This window comes from Cochleicola gelatinilyticus, from assembly GCF_001637325.1.
Taxonomy (GTDB): domain Bacteria; phylum Bacteroidota; class Bacteroidia; order Flavobacteriales; family Flavobacteriaceae; genus Cochleicola; species Cochleicola gelatinilyticus.
Genome location: NZ_LRXL01000037.1, coordinates 158851 through 182790, shown reverse-complemented (window position 1 = coordinate 182790; position 23940 = coordinate 158851). Strand labels below are relative to the sequence as shown.

Sequence of the window (23940 nt, the reverse complement as noted above, 5' to 3'; positions counted from 1 at the left end):
CTTTTCTTGAAAAACTAAACAAACTTACTCCACAAGTAATTTTTTAGAAACTCCGTTTTTATCTTGAACGATATAAGTTCCAGAGGCTAATCCTGAAACAGAAATAGAGGCTACATTTTTAAGATCTTGTAATAATCTTCCTAAGCTATCGTAAATTTTATAGTCACCTGGCTTATTCATAAACACCATTCCTTGTGTTGGATTTGGATACAAACTAAATGTTTCCGAAGCCATTTCATTAAACTCGTTTACGCCTAGAATTTCAGCATCGATCGAATACACACTTACTGTTGCACTTACCTCATTAGACACTACAAGCAGTGGACTTCCTGTCGGACTTTCTTCTGCCGTTACAAATAGAATTCCTTCTGGTCCTAGATCTCCACCTTCTTCTCCTCCTTCTATAGCATCACGATTGTTTACGTATTGAAGGAACACGGGATTAATTGGATCGGTGATGTTATAAATCATCATCCCTCCTATTCGCTCTAAAATAATAAAAGCATAGGTATTGCTACCTAGTGTTTGTACGAGAATCCCTTCTGGCTCGGGACCTTTGTTGTCGCTTCGGTTCTTATAATTATTGTTTTCATTGCTTGCATTAAAAATTGATCCATATACAGGATCTGCAGCTGTAATTACTTCAAAATCGTTTCCACTATCATACACTAAAGTTGCTGTTTCAGCTTCAAAAATACTAAAAGACCTTCCGCCGAAAATATGAATCTCTTCGTACATACCATCCCCATCGCTGTCTCCAGAAGCACTACTTATTTTTATTCTCGCAAGATTGGTTCCTAGCGATAAAATGTCTTCGTTATTAAACACAGAAGGATCTAACACATATCCATCATCACCAATATTTACCTCTTCTTCGAACGCATCGTACTCACGTGCATCTCCTTCGTTTGCGGTAAGAATGTAGGCGGTTCCGTTAGTTTCATAATAAGCGATCGCGTCGGGCATAAACATTCCTTTAACTGGCCAAGACGCATTAAAGATAAAATCGGTTTCATCGTTAAGGTCTAACGAATTTTCTGGCAGGCTGTGATCCTTTAGTCCGAAAGGGAGTATGTTGGTAACCTCCATTGCCGAAATATCCACAATTGCGTAGGCATTGTTTTCTTGTAACGTTACGTATGCCATTGATGAATCATCAGACACAGCGATGTATTCTGGTTCCATGTCTTGCGACACGGATGCATTGGGACCATAGATACGAACTCCAGCTGCTTTTAGAGAAGCGTCAGAAGCATCGAATGCATTAAAATTTAAGGATGTTACACTTGCCTGAGAAATGGTACTTAATCCGCCAGACACATCGATCACAGAAACGCTTCCTTCCGGATCGATTGTGTAATCGTTACTAGGTTGCCCTTCATTTGCAACTAACACTTTTGAGCCATCTGGTGTGAACGTAAGCATATCGGGTAACGACCCTACTTCAACAATGGTTGTGTTAATTCCATCCAAATCGGTAAATACTACAAATCCGTTATTTGTTGGAGGATCAGCAGCTACAGCAGCAGCAACTATTCCGTTATTAACAGCAATGCTTTGTACTCCTGAAGTTCCCGGAGGAAGATCTACCGATGCTAATGAAGTTATATTCTGTGGATCTGAAAAATCGAGTACCTCAACACTTGTTGCATTGGTTACATATAGGCGTTGCGTACTAGCATCGTATGCGGTAATTTCTGCTGTACCATTGGCATCTACTAAATAACTGCTTAAGAAATTTACATCTAATTCTGAAGCATTTGCTTCGGGTACAACAGTATCGTCATCTAAAATATAGACCGAGTACATTCCAGTTCCAGTAAGTTGTGCATCTGCCAAATTCTGAAGCTGCACTACAAAGAACACATCACTATTGTCATCGGCAGTATCGGCTATAGGGATTGTAACCGTCTGTGGTGTGGTGCTTCCTTGAGGAAAAATCACTGTGGAAGTGGTATAATCGAAATCTGTTCCTTCGATCGCCGAACCTCCTGAAAGTAATGCTACGTCTACCATTACATCGGTTGTAGGTGCTGCTGAAATTTGAACAGTAACTGTTACACTTCCTTCATTTTCTACTACAGAAGTAAAAGCCCCGTCAAATCCAATGGCAACTGTATTCACTTCAAGTCCATTTCCGGGCGAACCTATGTTGGTTACATCCGCGTTATCTCCTCCGGCTTCAATAGTCTCAACAGCTCCATTTGCATTACCTACCACACTAAAGGCTGCCAGTTCCACGTCGTACGATTGTCCATCATTTAATTCTGTATCAGGATAGGTTCCGCTATTCACGGGAGTAGTTGTAAGTGGATCACCCACCCAAAGGGTTACGGTGTCTCCTCCACCACCAAGTCCTGCACCATCAGTTGTTCCAATTTGGACGTCTGTTAAATCGATTACGGTTCCCCATACATTGGTGAAGGTTGCTATATCATCGGTTGTCCCTGTTACTAAAACAATGGCTGAAGTACCGGGAGCAATTTCAGTAATGCCTGTAATAATATCAGCTTCAGATCCGGAAGCAGATTCATCATCATAATACAAATCTCCATCTACTCCGGAAACCCATGCAGTATCTCCATTATTGGTAATTTCGAACCAATCTGCGGTAAGATCGGCACCTTCTTGTCCTGCAAATATTTCAGTGATAACTAAATCGGAAGTAAGGGGGATTGCCATACCATTTCCGGGTGAACCAATGTTTTTAACGTCTGAAGTGTCTCCACCTCCTTGAACAGTCTCAACAGCTCCATTTGCATTTCCTACTACGCTAAAAGCAGCCAGTTCCACGTCGTATGATTGTCCATCATTTAATTCTGTATCAGGATAGGTTCCGCTATTCACGGGAGTAGTTGTAAGTGGATCACCCACCCAAAGGGTTACGGTGTCTCCTCCACCACCAAGTCCTGCACCATCGGTTGTGCCAATTTGAACATCTGTTAAATCGATTACGGTTCCCCATACATTGGTGAAGGTTGCTATATCATCGGTTGTCCCTGTCACTAAAACGATGGCTGAAGCACCGGGAGCAATTTCAGTAATGCCTGTAATAATATCAGCTTCAGATCCGGAAGCAGATTCATCGTCGTAATACAAATCTCCATCTACTCCGGAAACCCATGCAGTATCTCCATTATTGGTAATTTCGAACCAATCTGCGGTAAGATCGGCACCTTCTTGCCCTGCAAATATTTCAGTAATTACGAGTTCTGAAGTTTCGGTAGTTGCAGGTTCTCCTTCTGCTAGGATGTTATCAAGGTATAGTGCTTCACTTCCTGAATTCACACGTACTTCAACAACGAGTTGTGCTTCAATTCCATCGGGAAGTAAAGCTGTTCCCGTTACCCAAGCACCCTCTACCATAAGATCGTTGATATCGGTGCCTTCAGAATTAAAAATATCTATTTCGGTCATGTTGGTTAGGTCCCTAACATACATTCGCATTCGGTCGCTTTCTTCGGTATTTTCAGTCCCATCACCTTCGTACCCTGTTGCTGCAATAAAGTAATCTATCGAAATATTGGTGTTGGTAAATCCTGCAAAATCAACAACATCGAACTCTACAACCATTGTTCCGTCGGTGTCTGATATTTGGTAGCCGTTCGCACCGTCTGTGTACATACCTACAGTAGAAGTAAAATTGGTAACGCCAACAAAATCTCCATCTGTAAGTCCGTTGGAAGGACTATCGTAGGGAAAATAACTTGCCGAAAATCCCATCTCTTCATTATTTGCTGTGAAGTTTATTATCGGTTCGTCTGCATTACTTAAAAGCTCATGAGCTACCGCAGGATCTCCCAGATCTGTATATTGTCCAGAAATCACTTCTGGCGATTCGAAACTTGTAAGGCTTATGGTTTCAATTTGTGAAAAAAGGACACTACTAAAAAGTAATGTAATTAGTAAGGTAATTCTTGTCATAATAATTTAGTTGTTTAGTTTCGTATAAAAGTAGCCTCTCGATGCACCCTTACTTTTATCTAAATTTTAAATTAGTATGAACAATTCTTACGAAATGCTTCAATTTGATAGTAGATTTTAAGAAAATGTAACGAAAATGTTATTCGACACTTTTCAATTAGATTTCTTTGCTTATTTTCGAAGTCCAAACCAAAACTACTATTATGAATCCTACTTATCACTTCGGTCTTCTTTTTCTACGTGTTACTTTTTCAGCCATGATGCTTACGCATGGTATCCCTAAACTTATGAATCTTGTTCAAGGAAATTTGGATTTTGGTGATCCGCTTGGCATTGGTTCGACGGTGTCTTTAATACTCACAGTGATTGGAGAAGTTATTTGTCCGCTACTTTTAATTATAGGATTTCGAGTACGCCTTAGTGCAATTCCTTCAATTATTGTAATGGGAGTTGCTGCTTTTGTAGTACACGGAAATGATCCTTTGGCAAGAAAAGAATTGGCTCTATTATACTTATTTGCCTTTGTAGCTATTGCGCTGCTTGGTGCTGGAAGGTATTCGGTGAGTAGAAGATAAAATTCGGTAGAAAATTAAATTTCCGTCTCAGCTAATTTTTTGATTAATTAAAAATATGAACTAAGAGCTCTTTTAGAAGATCTCCTTGAGAAATATTTGCGGCCCCCACTCCTTTGCTTTTCATATCGGTATCACGAATGGTAGCAATGATCGCACTTACTTTTTTCATGGGATAATTACGAGCAGCTTTTTCGTAATCTTTTATAAAGTACGGACTCACACCAAGAGCTCTAGCGGCATCACCTTTATTGGTAAGGGCATGGTATTTTAAGAGCTTCGAAAAGAAACTATACAACAAGGCCACCGTCATTACAATAGGATGATTTTTTGAATTTTGACCAAAATACTGCACAATTGCGTATGCTTTTTTAATATTGCGTTCTCCTATTGCATTTTGAAGTTCAAAATTATTAAAGTCTTTACTTATTCCAATATTAGCTTCTATGAGGTGAGGCGTAATTTGTTCTCCAGGATTAATTATAAGCTGTAGCTTCTCTAATTCGTTATTCACTTTTCCTAGATCGTTCCCTAAAAATTCGACCAGCATTTGTGCTGCTTTTGGAGTAATGGTATAACCTTTTCCAGCAAGAACCCTGCGAATCCAATCTGGCACCTGATTTTCATAAAGTTTTTTACTCTCGAACACAACCCCCCCCTCTTTGGTGATTGTTTTTGCGAGTTTCTTTCGTTTGTCTAGCGATTTGTATTTGTAACAGATCACTAAAACAGTAGTGGGTTGGGGATTTGCAACATAGGGGACTAAATTTTCAATAGTTCGGGAAAGGTCCTGCGCCTCTTTAACGATCACCACTTGTCGTTCTGCCATCATAGGATAGCGTTTCGACTGACTTATAATATCGTCGATACTTACATCACGACCGTACAAAATCATTTGGTTAAACCCCTTCTCCTCTTCACTAAGCACATTATCTTCAATATATTTAGCGATCCCATCGATATAATATGCCTCTTCACCCATTAAAAAATAGACGGGTTTCAGATTTCCGGATTTTATATCGTTTATAATGGTTTTAGCTTTATCTAGAGGCATTGTAAGTTGCGATTACGATAGCGCATGTATCGAATTAAATTCTGAATTCTGCATTTTGTATTCATTGAAGGAAACAGTTTCTTTGCTGTATGTTGAAATTAAACTTCCCTGAATATCAATTTCGCTTCAAAAGTAACGAAAACAAACCGTTGATTTTTGATGTGATTAGAAAAAAATTCGTGGTACTTACCCCAGAAGAATGGGTACGTCAACATACGCTCCAATTTTTACTTTCAGAAAAAAAATATCCCGCTTCTCTCATTAATGTAGAAAAGCAGTTGCAACTTCACAACACTATAAAAAGGTACGATATTGTAGTTTATAATAACGACGGAAGCATTCATCTCATTGTAGAATGCAAACGTCCCAAAGTTTCAATTACACAACATACTTTCGATCAGATTGCTCGTTACAATCTCACACTTGACGCCACTTACCTCATGGTTACGAATGGAATAGAACATTATTATTGCCAAATGGATATGGAGGCAGAACGTTATATATTTCTGAAAGAATTACCTGCTAAAGAGCGTTAAGTATCTCGCTCCTTCCTTTTTTCTGAAAATAAAGTAACCTTTTAATAAACGGATTGCTTCTGAAGTTTTTTACCATACGAATCAAACTTCAAGTTCTTTATTTTTTAAGAAAGATTCGTGCAATTGGATTGGTTAAAAAACTGTTTCTTTGCATTCGTGAATGTAGCAGTAGTCATACTTAACTGGAACGGAAAAGCATTGTTAACCCAATTCTTACCTTCAGTAATGCGCTATTCTAAAGGTGCTACTATTTACGTAGCCGATAATGCTTCCACCGATGATTCGATAGCGTTTGTCACTGAAAATTTTCCGAAGGTAACCATCCTTAAAAATTCAATCAACGGAGGGTATGCCAAAGGATATAATGATGCCCTTTCTACTCTTTCCGAAGATCTTTTTGTACTCCTTAATAGTGATGTTGAAGTAACCGAAAATTGGCTACAACCTATCGTATTTGAATTTAAAAATGACTCGTCACTTGTAGCTGCACAGCCTAAAATATTAGACTTTAAAAACAACTCCTATTTTGAGTACGCAGGGGCTGCTGGAGGGTTTATAGATGCTCTTGGGTATCCCTATTGTCGCGGTCGTATTTTTAATACAATTGAAGAAGATATTGGGCAGTATGATGATACAATTCCTATTTTTTGGGCGACAGGCGCTTGTTTGTTTGTTACTAAAAAAGCATTTAAAACTATTGGGGGATTCGATGAAGATTTTTTCGCACATCAAGAGGAAATCGATCTTTGTTGGCGTTTAAATGCTCAAGGAGGCAGTATAAAATATGTTGGAGCTTCGCAAGTATTTCATGTTGGAGGAGCGACCCTTGGCGCCGCAAATCCTAAAAAAACATTTTATAATTTCAGAAACACACTACTTGCTTTAATTAAAAATGTTGCTGGAAATAAAGTTTGGTTGCTCCTTTTTATTAGAATGATCTTAGATGGAGTCGCGGCAGTTCAGTTTATTTTTCAAGGTAAACCTATGCATTTCTTAGCTGTTTTTAAGGCGCACTTAAGTTTTTATAGCTTGTTGCCAAAATTCTTAAAGAAGAGAAAAACAGAAGCTACATCCTTTTCCTATTTCAATTTAAAATCTATTGTCTATCAATACTTTATAAACAAAAAACGTCATTTTAATAGCCTGTGATTTTTTTTTGCTTAAAGTATTGTTAATCCTTCTGTAAGTAATCATCCTTTTAATAATTTTGGATGACAATTTAAACCTTAAACACAATTATGAAAAAACTTTTGATATTAGCTGTATGTTCCAGCTTAGCGCTTACTTCATGTGTTTCAAAGAAGAAATTCACAGAATTAGAAGCACAACAAAAACAAACAAAAGACCTTTTAAACACTGCAACCGTTAAATTAAATGATTGTTTAAGTGATAAGTCGGGGCTTGAGAGTGAAAATAATTCATTAAAGAGTCAAGTGGCTTCTTTAAACGCGACCAATGGGGATCTTATTAAACAGATCGGAAACTTTACAGACCTTACTAGAAAAGGAGCTGATAATCTTGAAAAGTCGTTAGAAAGCTTAAAAGAAAAAGATCTCACTATTCGTAAGTTACAAGATGCGGTTACACGTCGTGATTCTGTAAACCTTGCTTTAGTTCAAAGTTTAAAAGGAGCTATTGGGAACTTAGATGACCAAGATATTGAAATTAGCGTGGAAAAAGGTGTTGTTTATGTAAACATAAGTGATAAGCTTTTATTTAACAGTGGTAGTTACCAGGTAACTTCGAGAGCACGTGAAGTATTAGGTAAAGTAGCTAAAGTAGTAAATAACAAACCAGATTTTGAATTTTTAGTTGAAGGACATACAGATGATGTGCCAATTAAGACTTCAGGAATTAAAGATAACTGGGATTTAAGTGTACTACGTGCTACTTCAGTAGTTCGAATCTTACAAAATGAATTTGGCGTGGCTCCTGCTCGTATGACTGCTGGTGGACGTGGAGAATATGTTCCTGTAGCTTCTAATGCTGATTCTGATGGAAGATCTAAAAACAGAAGAACGAGAATTGTAGTACTACCAAAAATTGATCAATTCTATAATATGATCGAAGACGGATTAAAAGATCCTAAGATCAATTAAATTTTATAAAGCCTAGCTTTAAAGCCGATCCTAAAAGGATCGGCTTTTTTTATACCCAATAATTAATGTAAACATTAATAATTGTAAGAATTACACGAAAAAAAATAGCTCAACATCGATAAAACACGTATTTTTACGCTAAAACGTTGTTTTAATTATATTAAAATATATATTTGTAGTCCAAATCCTAAAGAAAACTTAATTTAACCCCCGAATCGATTATGTTAAACTTTTATGGTAAACACTATGTATTTAGCATAGTATTATTTAGTTTCTTATTCTTCAACTTCCAAACGAACGCCCAATGTACGGGTACTTCTTCAATTGTGGAGGTGTGCGAAAAAGATCTTGACTCAGCCAACCAAACTTTCAATCTTTTTGACGAACTAGGTGGTACGCCACAACCCGGTGGTATTTGGATCGCTGAGAATCCTTTAAACAACAATGCCCTTGATGAGGCTAGTGGAATTGTAAATCTATGGGCAATAAATAGAGCGAACATTCATATTTTCACATATTCGTTTTCGTCATGCGATAACTCTACCGCAACCGTCACGATTAATTTAGGAGGATATCCTGGCGAAAGTAATACTAGTGGTGGTGCCAATGCATGTCAAGGAGATACTGTAAATTTATTTTCTTTTTTAGATAGTAGTTCAGATAACTTAAACACAGATGTTAATGGAGTTTGGGAAGAAGTTCCTAATAACGCTACTGGAAATTTATCGGGCGAAATGTTTACAACTGGTGGATTAGAGCCTGGGTTTTATACTTTTCAGTACACGACTCCTGCCGTTGGAAATTGTCCAGAAAGAACATCTATGGTAATTTTAGAAGTTCACCGACTCCCCAATCCGGGTACGCCAGAAAATCTTGAGTTTTGTGAAACAGATGATTTTTCAGACTATACCAATCTAAACCTTCATGATTTACTTGAAGATGAAGATGAAGATGGGGTTTGGATCGACATGGATGAAACTGGACAACTAACTTTTCCAGCCGATACAATAATAAACCTCCAAGAAATATACGATACTTTTGGTCCAGGAATGTTCAACTTTCTTTATAAAGTCTCCTCCACACAAGGGGTGTGTCCAGATCAATTTACTACCGTTTTAATAACTATCGAAAAACAACTCAGCCTTGTTGGTACTATATCAATAGATGATTACTGTGAAGGGAATGGTCCCCCTCTTGTAAATGTCGTGTACGATGATTCCTTGTTAGTTGATAGCATTTATGAGGTAACTGTCCAACTTTCGGGTGGTGTATCACAAACATATTCAATTCCAGGAATACAGTTTTCGAATGGTAATACGTCTTTTACTTTAAATGAACCCCTACCTACTAATGTAGAGATCGTAGTAGAAATTACAGATATGGGACCAGCCTCACTCTGCGAAAGTTTTATAGATGTTCCCACAGACAGTTTTACAATATTAGAGGTTGAACAACCTACACTTACTGCAGATGATATATGCTTTGGAGAAGCTACTACTGCATATCTTTCGAATGTGGTTGACAGTTCACTTATACAACAGTCTAATGAAGAATATACACTAAATTACGAACTTACGGCTCCTTCAGGAACCATGCAAGTGCTAACTTCAGAAGAAATTACTTTTACTAATGGAGACGGTAGTTTTATTATTGACGCTGCTTTTATCACTGAAACAGGAACTTATACGATTGTCATTAATGAGCCATTAAATTTTGCTCCTCCTTGTCCCATAGCACCAATAGATACAACTTTCGAAGTCACCCCAAGACCCGATAATATTGAATTGGATCTTATTATCGATAATTCCTGTGATGCTGCTAGTGTTATGGTGACTATTAATGCTCCTCAACTAAATAATGGACAGTATACGGTTTCATATAAAGTTATGGAAGTAGGAAGTTCTGTTGTTTTAACCCAAAACACAATCGTATTTTCGGGAGGAACTGCCAACTACGATATCAATATTAATACACTCCCTGCTGGCAATTACATTGTAACTGTTGAAAGTACTCAAAATGATACCACCTTATGCCGAGAGCAATTTGATTTTATAGAATCGGAAACATTCTCAATTGATGGAATCCCTGATGTTCCAAACCTAGATGCCTCTCAGTCGTTTTGTTTAGGAGATTATGAACCCGATGTTCCAAGAATATCAGACATAACAGTAATTAGTGGGCAAGGTCTACAATGGTATGATACGGCAGACTCAACAGAAGAATTAGCTGTAAACTCTCCGCTTATCGACGGAGAAGATTATTACGTAACTGCGACAAATCCAGAAAATGACTGTAATAGTTCTAACAGAAGTGTGGTAGTAGTTTCTTTAATTGAAACTGAAACACCAATAACAAACAATGCAAATCCAGTATTTTGTGCTGAAGATATGCCTACCGTAGCAGATTTAAATGCTTCTTCTCAAAATGGTGGCACTATTATCTGGTACACAGATGCTTCGGCAGGTGTTGGACTTCCTGCTTCAACTCTCCTTGTGGATGGAACAACTTATTACGCTACTGAACAAGTAGGGGTTTGTGAGCACCCTAATAGATTAGCTGTTACGGCCACAGTTATAACCGTTCCTGCTCCTGTTTTGTCAAGTGACCCTGAACTTTGTGTTATCGATCTTCCTACTATTGCAGAGCTTGAAGAAAACATAACAATAAACGCTTCTTACAACCTCGTTTGGTTCGCCTCAGCTACAGGCACTGCCTCGTTAGATACCGATGACCTCTTAGAAGAAGGAACTTATTATGTAGGAGCTACAGATCCAACATTTGGTTGTAATAGCGCTAGAATTCCAATAATTGTTATGCTAGATAATTGCGATCCTACAAATTACGATTCGCTTATCCCGGATGGTTTTTCTCCTAATGGAGACAACGTTAATGATACTTACAACTTAGTAAACTTTCAATTTATATTTCCAGATTACACATTAGAAATTTATAATCGCTACGGAAAAATACTCTTTAAAGGAAATTCCGCTACAGGCCCTTGGGACGGAACAAGTAGTTCTGGTGGCTTAGGAAGCGATATCGTACCCGCTGGAGTTTACTTCTATGTCGTGAATTTTAACCGAGACAACCTCGCCCCAAAGCAAGGAAGATTATACTTAAGCCGTTAACCCCCGAATAACACTTAATGATGAATAAATACCTACGTACTATAAAAAATCTGTTATTAGTTTCAATATTCGCTATTGGCTGTACAGGTTTTTCTCAACAAGACCCACAATATACACAGTACATGTATAATATGAGTCTTGTAAACCCCGCCTATGCAACAGATGATCTAGGAGTTATAAATTTTGGTGGCTTTCATCGCTCCCAATGGGTAGGTGCTGTTGGTGGCCCCACTACATTCTCCGCATTTGCTCATGTTCCATTTAACACAAAAGTAGAGTTAGGACTCTCATTTGTTGCCGATGATATTGGTGATGGAGCACTTCGCGAAAATAATATCTATGGAGATTTTGCCTATAAACTCCAACTAAATAATACAGGCCATCATCTTTCTTTAGGATTAAAAGCAGGAGTAACTTTGTTTGACACTAATTTTGAAGGATTTCAATTAGAATCTGGTGGTGCAGGAACCGATGTAGCTTTCGGTCCAGGAGAGAGTAGAACATTTCCAAATATTGGAGTAGGTGCATTTTATTACACAGACACTTACTATGTCGGACTTTCAACTCCAAATGTACTAAGTACAAAACATCTTGAAAGTAGTGATGGCATCGAAAGATTAGGCTCTGAAGAAATACACATTTTCTTAACTGGTGGATATGTTTATCAACTCAATGAAACTGTCTTACTAAAGCCAAGTATTCTTTTACGAGGTGTAGCAAATGCACCTTTTATGGTAGATGTTTCTATGAATGCCCTTTTATACGATCGTTTTGAACTAGGACTTTCATATCGCATTGATGATGCCGTGAGTGCAATGGTAAATTTTAAAATAACCCCAGAGCTACGAGTAGGATATGCATACGATTATACCGTGACTAATTTCGGAAACTACAACTCTGGATCGCATGAGATCTTTCTTCTTTACGATCTTGATTTAATGAAACTAAATAAAGGCTTCAATAAATCCCCAAGATTCTTCTAAAATACCTACTATGAAAAAACTTAGCTCCCTTATAATAATCCTTCTTGGATGTGTTGCCATAACCTACGGACAATCAGATCTAAAGCGCGCAAATCGGTATTTCGAAAATGCCTATTACGCTCAAGCCATTCCATTATATAAAGAAATTACAAAGAAAAACAGCAACACTGAAGTCATAAAAAATCTTGCGGATAGCTATTATAATATTGGTGATTTTACATCGGCATCTCGATGGTATCGCTATTTGGCAAATAAATATGGAAACGATCTCGAAGCCGACTATCGTTTTAAATACGTACAAACTTTAAAGGCTAACAACAATTATGCTGACGCCAATAAGATAGAACGGAATTATTTAAAATCGATCAACGACCTCGAAGCTCTTGCTGCCTTCGAAAAAGACCTTGAATACCTTGAAAATGTAAGAGCCATCGGTGATCGCTATGCATTAGAAAATTTAAAAATTAATACCGAGTTTTCAGAATTTGGAATGATCGAACACGGTAGTGAAGTAGTTTTTGCTGCACCTAAAAAACAGAATGGACTGCTAACTTTTACATACGGATGGAATGGTGAAGCGTACCTAGACCTTTATTCAGCAGAAAAAGATAGGATGAAGTTTGGAGATAGTGTTGCAAAACCATTTTCAGAAAAAATTAATACAAAACTACACGAAGCCAACGCTGTATTTACTAAAGACGGCAAGACCATGTACTTTACACGTAATTTCTATGTTGACGGAAAGAAAAAAACCGACGAAAATGATGTAGTACATATCGAACTGTTCAAAGCGACATGGGAGAACGATACTTGGACAAATATCACGGTACTCCCCTTTAATGGTGAAAATTTTTCGATTGAACATCCTGCATTGAGCCCAGACGAGAAAACCTTGTACTTTGCTTCAGATATGCCGGGAACAAATGGGTCTTTCGATATTTTTTCCGTAGCAATAAAAAAAGATGGGATGTATGGTGAACCTGTGAATTTGGGAAGCACTATCAACACCCCACAACGCGAACAATTTCCTTTTGTGGCTTCAGATGGAAGTCTTTATTTCTCTTCGAATGGACATCCCGGATTTGGAGCATTAGATGTTTTTATTTCTGAAACTAAAAAAGGCACCTTTCAGAAACCCGACAATGTAGGAACTCCTGTAAATAGTGGGTTCGATGATTTTTCATTCAATATTAATCAGGCTACAAAACAAGGCTATTTTGCATCGAATCGACCTGGTGGAAAAGGAAAAGACGACATCTATTCTCTTACTGAAACTAAAGATCTTAACATTGAAGATTGCGGACAGTTTATAGCTGGAACTATTACCGATGCGGCTACTAATGAAGTTCTTAAAAACGTAACCTTACAAATTAGTAATGAAACAGACGGAAACGCCATCGCAGGAAAAATTACAACCGACGAAAATGGAACATTTAAACTTCCCGCAGGTTGCGAATTATCTATTGTAATAAATGCTTCTAAAGCAGGCTATCAAAATAATGAGAAGAAAATTTTCCTCGGAAAAAGACGAAATCAGACAAACGATGCTTCCATGGCATTGGTCTCTTTAGAAAGTATTCGAAAGCAAGAAGAAGCCAAACGTGTTGCTGCTGAAAAAATGAAAGTAAAGGAAGAAAAAGACCGAGTGAAAAATATCATCCAAAAAGAAAAAGACATTGTTAAGCGCGATGATAAACTCATGATTCGCGTTGAGAATATGCGTTTCGATTACAACCTTTGGTACATGCGTCGAGATTCTAAAAAGATTTCTCAAAAGGTAATAGACATGATGAAAAAATACCCTGAGATGGTATTAGAAATTGGTACTCACACCGATATTCGCGGAACGGCAAAATACAATCAAGAATTATCGCAAAAAAGAGCAAACTCTGTATTAGCATACTTTATTGAAGAAGGTATTGAAGCCAATAGAATTACCGCCATAGGCTACGGAGAAGCTCAACCCATTCAAGAATGTGCTACCGAAGATGCCTGCGACGAAGAACAACACGAAACCAACAGACGTTGTGAGTTTGTTATTAAAAGTCTTTAACTCGCCACACTACTAAATAAAAAAACTGCCACTCGTAATAAGTGGCAGTTTTATGCATTATATCAAATTAGCAATAGAAAATTAGTTCTGATTAACAGACGCGTTATTTCCATTACCGTTCTGACTTACAGTACTCATATTCATAAGTCCATTTTGGCTTACCATAGAACTATTTTGTCCACCTGTTTGAAAAACATCACTCATGTTTTCAGTTCCAACTTGATCTACGGTAGACGTATGTCCAAATCCGTTTTGAACTACTTCACTAAGGTTTTCTGTTCCTCTTTGTGTAACTGTAGAAGTTTCAGTTGCTCCTTTTTGAAGGTCATACGCCTCGTTCCCTGTTCCTTGTTGAGAGATAGTAGCAGTATGGTTGTTACCTTGTTGCTCTGTTCTTACAAAGTTCATTTGTCCAATTTGTGTTTGAGAAACTAAAGAATTATTTGTTCCGTTTCCGAAAGGTGACGTCTGAATTGAATACGCTTCATTTTCACGACCTGTTTGTGACTGTGTTGCTGTATTTGCACCTGGCTGAGAAGCATCGTTCACTTCTGTATTCTGGATTACATCCGCTAAATTCTCACGTCCAGATTGTGTTTGAGATGCAGTATGACCATCACCACGTTGCATTGCAGTAGCATTGTTCATCGTTCCATCTTGAGTTTGTGTTCCAGTATTCGTAGCACCTTTCTGATTAAGATCTGCTACGTTCATGAAACCACCTTGTGTTTGTGTTGCCACATTATCAAAGCTTGTTCCTGCAAATGTTCCTTCTTGAACTACTACCGCATTGTTCTCTCTTCCATTCTGAGTTTGAGTAGTCGTATTGTTATCACCTTGCTGCTTAGAATCTGCTACGTTATCTCTTCCTGTCTGCGTTTGAGTAGCTGTAGAGTTCTTCGTGGTAATTAATTGTCTTGCTTTTGCATTATTTCCGTTTCCAGTCTGTGTTTGAGTGATTTCATTAGAGAACGTACTAATTCCTCCACCAGATCCCTGCATAGCATCCGCAAGGTTCGAAGTTCCTTGTTGACGTTGTGTAATCACATTGTTGCTTGCTCCCGCATTTTGATTAGCGATTGCTTCGTTCTCTGTTCCACGTTGACCTTGATCGATAAGATTTCCACCTGCACCTAATCCGCCTTGAATAGCATCAGCATCGTTCCCAGTTCCTCTTTGATCTTGAACAATGTCATTATTATTACTTCTTGTATTTTGAAAGAAACCAGGAAATAGCTCTCTTGAATTCCCTTGCTTAGCATTCGCATCGTTACCATCACCTCTTTGTGACTGCATTACTGTATTGTCATTACCAATAGTATTAACAACTGCATTATTTTCATTACCCGATTGAAAAACTACAGCTCCATTATCATTTGATCTAGCTGATGAGCTCGCAGGATTTCCTTGTGCAACAGTCGCTGTATTAAGACTTCCAGACTGAGTTGCATCTGAACTATTTCCGTTACCAAATTGATTTACATCTAAATTATTATTAGGTTCTGCTGTACCAGCATCTCCGTTTTGAACCGACACAGATTCGTTACCCATACCATCTTGAGTAATAGTTGCTAGATTAGAAGATCCTCTTTGTGAAGCATCCGAACTATTTAAAGTTCCATCTTGATCTACCACTAAGATCTGATCGTCACCCCGTTGTGTTGCGGTTGATGCATTCTCCATTCCATTTTGGGTAATGGTTGCCTCATGATTTCTGTTCTCACCGTCGTCTCCACCAAATTGTGACGTTGATGCCATGTTTCCTGTACCTGTTTGATTGGTTATAGTTTCATTACTATTTCCATTTTGTCTGGTTGAAGCATCGTTTAATTCACCAGATTGAGTGGTAGTAGCTACGTTATTATTACCTACTTGATTAATAGCACTACTATTGTTTGGTTCACTGTCTCCAGCATCTCCATCTTGAGTAGTTACCGCCATGTTTTCATCTCCTCGTTGGTTAATATCTGAAAGTTGAGAAGAACCATCTTGATTTACAGAAGCTTCGTTTAAATCTCCTCTTTGTGTAACATTTGCAATATTATCGTCATCTAACTGAATTACTTCGGAAGTATTTAGAGTTCCATTCTGATTAACGGTAGCTTCGTGATTTGCATTTTCTCCATCCCCATCAACTTCTCCAGTTTGAGAAACTTCTGAAACATTGGTAGTACCAGACTGAGTTACGCTCGAAACGTTCGAAAACCCGTCTTGAATGGTATTAGAGTCGTTTGTGATTCCGGTTTGATCTGTTGTTGATACGTTGTCGTTTCCTAATTGATCAACATTACTATTATTCTGCTGAGCGAATACGGTCGCCCCGAATAATAAAACTGCACTAAATAATACTTTTTTCATAAATGATTTAATTTTTAACTGTTAGTAATTGTCATTTCGTAAGCAGTATTTATTGCACGCTAAAGCATGTATAAAAGTGCTATACAAAATCATTTTTAAAATTGAGGGGATATGAAAAAATTGGAAAAATCTAAAAATAGAATTGTTATTCTATAAAACTAGAAAGCAGTTTTTTGAGTTTGAGTTAGTTCGTCAACAATGTGATCACATTTTTAACTACTTTAAAAGTGAGAAATTTAAACTACGTATACAATAGGAGTTTTGAATTGAAATAAGATTATTAAAATCGTGTAGGATTTAACTGACAACAAATTTTTAATTCAACGATTTTACGTAATTAAGTGAAGTTCAAATACATAAATTCGTTTAAAAACTGAATATGTTAAACTTATGTTACAGAAACGTTAATGCAACTTTCTTTTAACTCATTCAGACTATATAACTGAAAAACAATAAAATACATATTGAATATAAAATCGATAAATAGAAAGAAAAATCTTACAAATGATTGATTTTTAGATTAAAAAGAAATAATCCACTCTTTCGAGTGGATTATTTGTTCAAATATTTATAAAATTATTAGGAGTTGAAAAAGTCTAATAAGATAGAATTAACTTCTTCTGTATGTGTAAATACACAACCATGTGGAGCGCCTTTAATAACTTTAAGCAAACTGTTTTTCACAATCTTATGACCTTGTTTGGCTGTAGGGGCTATTGGCACTACTTCATCTTTGTCTCCGTGAATAAACAAGCACGGAATATCTATTTTTTTTAGATCCTCACGTAAATCTGTTTTTCCGAAAGCATCGATACAATCTAACGTTCCTTTAGGTAAAGCTCCCATTGCTATACTCCAGCAAAAATGCAGTTGTTTTGCGCTTACCTTATCTTTATTATCTTCATAATTAACGAAGTTCTTTCCGAAGTCGTCCATAAATCCAGCTCGATCTTTTCTAATTGCTTCTTTAAATTCTTCAAATGTTTCCGAAGATACACCATCTGGATTATCATCAGTCTTAAGCATAAATGGTGCAATCGAACTTAAAAAAACAATTTTTGAAAGATGCGCTGTTCCGAAGTTTCTAACATATCTACCTAATTCACCTCCACCCATGGAAAAACCTACAAGAATAACGTCTTTTAATGACAATGAATTTATAAGATCATTAAGATCTGTTGCCATGGTATCATAATCGTAACCATTCCAAGGTTGATCACTTTTACCAAAACCTCTTCTATCGTACGTAATACAACGGAAACCCGCATTAACAATAGCTTCTTTTTGATATTCGAACATCGCACCACTAAGTGGCCATCCATGAACTAAAACTACTGGCTGTCCTTCGCCATAGTCTTCATAATATAAATGAATAGGATTCGATTTTTCTTTTGATGTGGTTTTAATATAGCTCATAATAATTTTTTATTTAAAGTACGATGAAGGCTACAGTAGAAAAAATTTTAGAACCTGTTTAATTAATTTTTAACGCAGTGTGTTAATCGGTTATTAAATTTCTAAACTCCCTTTACCTTCTCTAATAAGAACAGGCTCATTTCCAGTAAGGTCTATTACAGTAGATGCAATATTATCACCGTATCCACCATCGACTACAACATCAACTAATTTTTCCCATTTTTCAAAAATTAGTTCTGGGTCTGTGGTATACTCTATTACTTCGTCCTCATCCTTAATAGACGTAGAGATTATAGGATTACCGAGCATATTTACGATTGCGCGAACAATCGCATTATCGGGAACACGAATCCCCACTTCTTTTTTCTTTTTAAATACGGTTGGAAGATTATTATTTCCCGGAAGTATAAAAGTATAAGGACCTGGTAAGGCGCGTTTTAGTAGTTTAAACGTACTACTATCAATTTGTTTTACATAATCTGAAAGATTACTAAGATCTTCACAAACAAAAGAGAAATTCGCTTTTTCGAGTTTCACTCCCTTTAATTGTGCAACGCGCTCTAATGCACGGTTATTAGTAATATCACACCCCAGTGCGTAAACTGTATCACTAGGATAAATTACCAACCCTCCCTTTTTAATAATATCAACAACCCGTTTTATATCTTTTGGATTCGGATTTTCTTCGTAAATGCGTATTAATTCTGCCATCTTTTTTTATTGTATTCGTTCAACTTCACTTTCTAGTTTGAGAACAGCGTCCCCATCCTCTTGTATAATATATAAAGCCTTATTCCCTTCTTCGCCCTCTCTAGTAACCTCATTACCTTTAATAGTACGTGTTACTTTTCTAGTAAACGTTTCCTCTACTTTTCCAGTTGCTAAACCAGTGCCCCATTTCCATTGGACTTCTGTACCTTCTTTAATCATCGATTTTGTTTTTACTGAAAGTTAAGCGATTTCTTCGGAACTATTTAATTTGTAACTAATTCTTAACATAAAAATGAAATTATAACGTTAGCTCTAAAAACAATTTATATGCAATTTCTGAAGCTGTCCATTTTTACACTTTTTTACTGCCTTTCTTTTAGCAGTTGCACATCTGATGATACACCCCCTACTGAAGCTTCTTCCAATGTAGCAGCCGAGGTATTTAAAGATATTTCTTACGGTACGCATGCACAACAAAAGTATGACCTCTATCTTCCTGAAGGGCGCAATACACAAAAAACAAAAGTTCTTGTTCTCGTGCATGGTGGCGGATGGACCGAAGGTGATAAGACCGATATGGATGGATATGTAACGCTGCTGCAAGAATCTCATCCCGATCATGCTATTGTTAATATAAATTATGTGTTGGCAGCACCTCCTTCAACACCTGCATTTCCCAACCAGTTTTTAGACCTTCAGAAGGTAATTCGAAAACTTTCCGAAGAAAAAGAAACCCTTCAAATAAAAGATGATTTCGGACTAATTGGTGTTAGTGCAGGAGCGCATATTTCATTAATGTATGATTATGTATACGATATAAATGACCAAGTAAAATTTGTGTGTGACATTGTAGGTCCTACCAACTTTAATGACCCTTTTTATACCGAAAATCCAAATTTTGAAATTTTATTAAACTTTTTAACCGATGCGGCTGCGTATCCAGAGAATACAGATCTTGCTACGGCAGTTTCTCCTGCACTTCAAGTATCGCAGAGGAGTAGTCCATCAATATTATTTTATGGTGATCAAGATCCGTTGGTTCCGCTATCTAATGGAACTTTCTTAGCCAATGCCCTTTCAGAATCGAATGTTACTCATAATTTCACCGTTTATGAGGGAGGACATGGAAATTGGGACCTTACGAGTCTCACAGACCTTCAATTTCAGTTAAAACAATTTATAAATCTACATTTACCAATTTCAAATTAATTAACCTTTACAAAAATAAAAACTACCATTTTTTTTATTATTAAAGCACGCTACATTATTATTAGGCATATCTCGTTAGTTCATTAGAATAAAAAGCCTACTAAATACTTCTCATAGTAGCTAGATGCTCCGAGTGTGAAGAATTCCAGATTATTAAATCTAAATTCCGATTAGAAGTGTCGCACGCTGTGTTTGATTTACATTGAAAATTTAAACTCATTGCGTTACTATCGCCAAATACCTACAATCGACGGAAATCGGGGGTATTTAATACCTGACACTAGCTTGGTATAATATGATGTAGATACTCCCCTATACATATTCTCTATTCTATAACATAAATAGAAACGTTAGCTAACGTTTCTATTTAGGCTAAAATCTATCAAAAAAAACGTATTTGGTTAGCGTTCAGAACCTAAAAAATGTTAAATTTTCCGTTTAAGTGTATATTTTTACAGATTAAGTGTCGTAGAATGTAAGATATTATATACATTTGTATTGCCCCTAAATAACCTACTTATGAAAACCAATCACATTAAAATGGCAGCTTTGGCTGTAGCTTGTCTTTTATCGACAGCATGTTCAAAAGAATCTATCGATTCTACAATAAACGATACCGATCTCGTATATAAAGTAAGTACAGAATTAGAATCTGCAGTCTTCACGGATCTTGATTATGGAGATCACGAACAACAAATTTTCGATGTTTACTTGCCTGCTAATCGTTCAACACAAACAACGAAGGTTATCATTCTTCTTCACGGTGGTGGTTGGATGAATGGAGACAAAGCAGGAATGAATAATTACGTGCAAAGCATTTCTGAATCAAATCCAGATTATGCTATTGTTAATATGAATTATGTATTAGCAGCAGCCCCTTCAACACCAGCTTTTCCAAACCAATTTCATGACATTGGATTAATGTTAGATCATCTAACTTCCGAAAGTGAATCTTTGCAAATCCTTCCAGAATTTGCTCTCATTGGCAAAAGTGCTGGAGCACATCTTGCATTACAATATGATTATATGTACGATTTAGAAGATCGTGTAAAATCTGTGACAAGTATTGTGGGTCCTACAGACTTTACTCATCCTTATTATTCTGAAAATCCAAATTATACACACTTACTAAATATTCTCGTCGACTCAAACGCATATTTCGCAAGCTCGATAGGAGCCATGAATTTAAAACCTAATGTAATTAAAATTCTAAGTCCGTTATATCAAGCAAGCGTAAACAGTAGTCCTACCCTACTTTTTTATGGGAAAAACGATACTACCGTTCCTGTGAAGAATGCATACGATTTAGAAGAAAAATTAAACTTCCTAGGAGTACCCGTTCTATTAAATGTTTTCGAAGGAGGACATAATGATTGGAATACAGAAACTAACGAACATGTTTCTAATACACTAACTGGATTCTTAAAAGAACATTTTACGATATAACATTCAGTTTCGCAAAACGAAGTAATAATTTTTTAAGACCGCCATTTTCAAATTTGATTTCGGCTTTAGTATCGGCTCCTACGCCTTCAATTTTAAGGATCTTTCCTTTTCCGAAGCGTACATGCTCTACCACCGTTCCAATTTGAAGATTGGCGTCTTTTGCATTAAAATTCTTATCGGTATCACTAGCAACAGGTCGTAGCCGACGTAACTTTCGCAGTTGATCTTCTGTGGGTCCTTTTGGCGGTGTTCCTCCTTGTGGTTTCCGAAGACGTAATTTGCTTTTATCAACATCTTCAAAAATATCAGCGTCTAATAATGGGCGATACCTGTGTTCTGTAATTGGGGTAAGATATTCTAAATACCCAGCATCAATCTCTTCAATGAACCTACTCGGCTCTGCATCTATTAATTTTCCCCAACGATATCTCGATTGTGTATAGGTAAGGTACGCCTGTTTTTCTGCTCGGGTAAGTGCCACATAAAATAAGCGACGTTCTTCTTCAAGTTCAGCACGAGTATTCATGCTCATTCCACTTGGAAAAAGTTCTTCTTCCATTCCTACAATGTACACATATGGAAATTCTAACCCTTTTGCTAAATGTACCGTCATTAAGGCGACACGATCTTCGTCTCCCTTGTCGTTATCTAAATCGGTTGCTAGAGCTACATCTTCCAAAAATTCTGACAGTGACCCCGTGGTATCAGCAAGCTCTTTTTGCTCTTCCACAAAGTCACGCATTCCGTTTAATAATTCCTCAATATTCTCTATACGAGCAATCCCCTCTGGAGTACCATCTTTTTTAAGTTCTTGAACCAATCCAGTTTTCTTAGAAACATGCTCTGCCATTTGAAAAGCATCATAGCTTTTATTAAGCACCTGAAAACTTTCGATCATCGTCGTAAAATCTTGAAGCTTTCCTTTGGTTCCTTTATTAATCTTAAGGTCAATCTTATCTATATTTTGCATCACCTCGAACATAGAACGTTCGTAGTGATTTGCCGCAACTGTAACTCGCTCAATAGTAGTTTGTCCAATTCCTCGAGCTGGATAATTTATAACGCGTTTTAACGCTTCTTCATCTTTCGGGTTTAAAACAAGTCGTAGATAAGACAATACATCTTTAATCTCTTTTCGTTGGTAGAAACTCAATCCCCCATAAATTCGATAAGGAATGTCTTTCTTTCTAAGGGCATCCTCCATAGCCCTAGATTGGGCATTGGTTCGGTATAAAATTGCAAAATCACCATTTTGTGCTTGCTCATTCATTTTGGTTTCAAAAATATTACCTGCCACAAAGCGTCCTTCATCCCCATCGGTCATGGTTCGGTTCACTTTTATTTTTGCTCCTTCATCATTCGCGGTCCAAACAACTTTCTCTAATCTGGTTTTATTTTTTTCAATAATGCTATTAGCAGCGTGGACAATGTTTTTTGTAGATCGGTAATTTTGTTCCAGACGATATAATTTTACATCGTCGTAATCTTTCTGAAAATTTAAAATGTTATTAATATTTGCTCCCCGGAAAGCGTATATACTCTGGGCGTCATCTCCTACTACACAGATGTTCTGAAACTTATCGGAAAGAGCACGAACAATTAGGTATTGACTGTGGTTGGTATCTTGATACTCATCGACCAGAATGTAACGAAAACGGTTTTGATACTTAGCCAATACTTGCGGAAAACGGGTTAACAACTCGTTTGTTTTAAGAAGCAGATCGTCGAAATCCATCGCACCTGCCTTAAAACATTTATCGACATAACTTTTATAAATATCTCCAAGCCTTGGCATCTTCGCCATAGCATCGGCTTCCATTAATTCGGGATTATTAAAATAGGCTTTTACCGTTACGAGACTGTTTTTATAGGATGAGATCCTTGAATAAACTTGCTTGTATTTGTAAACATCTTTATCGAGGTTCATTTCTTTAATGACCGCACGAATTACACTTTGCGAATCTTGAGTGTCATAGATGGTAAAATTAGAAGGATAGCCCAATTTATCTGCTTCAAAACGAAGAATTTTGGCAAAAATACTATGAAATGTACCCATCCATAAATTTTTTGCTTCGCTGCTTCCTACAATTTCAGAAATTCTTTTTTTCATTTCTCTTGCCGCCTTATTTGTGAAGGTTAAGGAAAGAATATTGAAAGGATCTACCCCTTGTGACATGAGGTATGCAATTCTAAACGTAAGCACACGAGTTTTACCAGAACCAGCACCGGCAATTACAATCATAGCACCGTCTTTCTGTAATACAGGTGCGCGCTGGGCATCGTTTAATTGTTCTAAATAATTCTGCAAAGTTTTGAGTTTTGAGTTCGGCTTCAGATTGATCTGAAAGCTTCATAGATTTTTTTCTGAAAAGATCTAAAGCGTGAAATTACTGAAAATGATGAACAATAAAAGGGAGATTTTTCAGAATTTATAAACAAGGAAATGGTTTT

The 23940-nt window shown here is 37.0% G+C and carries 16 protein-coding genes; 9 read left to right on the top strand and 7 right to left on the bottom strand.

Annotation, left to right across the window (positions count from 1 at the left end):
* Positions 1-24: 24 nt before the first annotated feature.
* Entirely contained in the window at positions 25-3924 is a 3900-nt protein-coding gene (locus tag ULVI_RS08495) for a choice-of-anchor I family protein (RefSeq protein ID WP_068591781.1), read from the bottom strand.
* A 203-nt stretch (positions 3925-4127) separates the two neighbouring features.
* Here ULVI_RS08495 and ULVI_RS08490 point away from each other — a divergent pair, with 203 nt between their 5' ends.
* Positions 4128-4499 carry a DoxX family protein gene (locus ULVI_RS08490; protein WP_068591779.1) on the top strand — a complete coding sequence of 124 codons (372 nt, stop codon included), beginning with the start codon at positions 4128-4130 and terminating at the stop codon, positions 4497-4499.
* A 43-nt stretch (positions 4500-4542) separates the two neighbouring features.
* Here ULVI_RS08490 and holA read toward each other — a convergent pair whose 3' ends face one another.
* Complete coding sequence (holA, locus tag ULVI_RS08485; RefSeq protein ID WP_068591777.1) at positions 4543-5550, bottom strand: DNA polymerase III subunit delta; 1008 nt, start codon at positions 5548-5550, stop codon at positions 4543-4545.
* 89 nt (positions 5551-5639) lie between these two features.
* Here holA and ULVI_RS08480 point away from each other — a divergent pair, with 89 nt between their 5' ends.
* From ULVI_RS08480 to ULVI_RS08455, 6 genes are all read left to right on the top strand, one after another.
* Entirely contained in the window at positions 5640-6086 is a 447-nt protein-coding gene (locus ULVI_RS08480; RefSeq protein WP_068591775.1) for a type I restriction enzyme HsdR N-terminal domain-containing protein, read from the top strand.
* 156 nt (positions 6087-6242) lie between these two features.
* Positions 6243-7235, top strand: a complete 993-nt coding sequence (locus tag ULVI_RS08475) for a glycosyltransferase family 2 protein (RefSeq protein WP_068591773.1) — start codon at positions 6243-6245, stop codon at positions 7233-7235.
* Between the two features lie 89 nt (positions 7236-7324).
* Positions 7325-8185 (top strand): OmpA family protein, encoded by an 861-nt coding sequence (locus ULVI_RS08470; RefSeq protein ID WP_068591771.1) that lies wholly within the window; start codon positions 7325-7327, stop codon positions 8183-8185.
* A gap of 221 nt (positions 8186-8406) precedes the next feature.
* Entirely contained in the window at positions 8407-11313 is a 2907-nt protein-coding gene (locus tag ULVI_RS08465; RefSeq protein ID WP_082830822.1) for a T9SS type B sorting domain-containing protein, read from the top strand.
* Between the two features lie 17 nt (positions 11314-11330).
* The gene (locus ULVI_RS08460) at positions 11331-12296 is read left to right on the top strand and encodes a PorP/SprF family type IX secretion system membrane protein (protein ID WP_241780968.1); all 966 of its coding nucleotides are present in this window, start codon (positions 11331-11333) and stop codon (positions 12294-12296) included.
* Positions 12297-12306: 10 nt separating this feature from the next.
* Positions 12307-14349: an OmpA family protein gene (locus ULVI_RS08455; protein ID WP_068591767.1), complete on the top strand. Its 2043-nt coding sequence runs from the start codon at positions 12307-12309 to the stop codon at positions 14347-14349.
* Positions 14350-14430: 81 nt separating this feature from the next.
* Here the strand turns inward: ULVI_RS08455 and ULVI_RS08450 are convergent, their stop codons facing one another.
* The 4 genes from ULVI_RS08450 to ULVI_RS08435 all read right to left on the bottom strand — a co-directional run bounded on the left by ULVI_RS08450 (position 14431) and on the right by ULVI_RS08435 (position 19053).
* Positions 14431-16707 (bottom strand): beta strand repeat-containing protein, encoded by a 2277-nt coding sequence (locus ULVI_RS08450; RefSeq protein ID WP_068591765.1) that lies wholly within the window; start codon positions 16705-16707, stop codon positions 14431-14433.
* 579 nt (positions 16708-17286) lie between these two features.
* A complete protein-coding gene (locus ULVI_RS08445) occupies positions 17287-18123 on the bottom strand; it encodes an alpha/beta fold hydrolase (RefSeq protein WP_068591763.1) in 837 nt (278 codons plus the stop codon).
* A 93-nt stretch (positions 18124-18216) separates the two neighbouring features.
* Positions 18217-18834, bottom strand: coding sequence for an L-threonylcarbamoyladenylate synthase (locus ULVI_RS08440; protein WP_068591761.1), 618 nt, complete (start codon positions 18832-18834; stop codon positions 18217-18219).
* Between the two features lie 6 nt (positions 18835-18840).
* On the bottom strand, positions 18841-19053 hold the full coding sequence (locus ULVI_RS08435; protein ID WP_068591759.1) for a hypervirulence associated TUDOR domain-containing protein: 213 nt from the start codon (positions 19051-19053) through the stop codon (positions 18841-18843).
* A 108-nt stretch (positions 19054-19161) separates the two neighbouring features.
* Here ULVI_RS08435 and ULVI_RS08430 point away from each other — a divergent pair, with 108 nt between their 5' ends.
* Positions 19162-20043: an alpha/beta hydrolase gene (locus ULVI_RS08430; protein ID WP_068591758.1), complete on the top strand. Its 882-nt coding sequence runs from the start codon at positions 19162-19164 to the stop codon at positions 20041-20043.
* Between the two features lie 429 nt (positions 20044-20472).
* Complete coding sequence (locus tag ULVI_RS08425; protein ID WP_317039838.1) at positions 20473-21489, top strand: alpha/beta hydrolase; 1017 nt, start codon at positions 20473-20475, stop codon at positions 21487-21489.
* Here the strand turns inward: ULVI_RS08425 and ULVI_RS08420 are convergent.
* Positions 21479-23797, bottom strand: a complete 2319-nt coding sequence (locus ULVI_RS08420) for an ATP-dependent helicase (protein WP_068591755.1) — start codon at positions 23795-23797, stop codon at positions 21479-21481. The two genes, ULVI_RS08425 and ULVI_RS08420, sit on opposite strands and share 11 nt — an antisense overlap.
* Between the last annotated feature and the right edge of the window lie 143 nt (positions 23798-23940).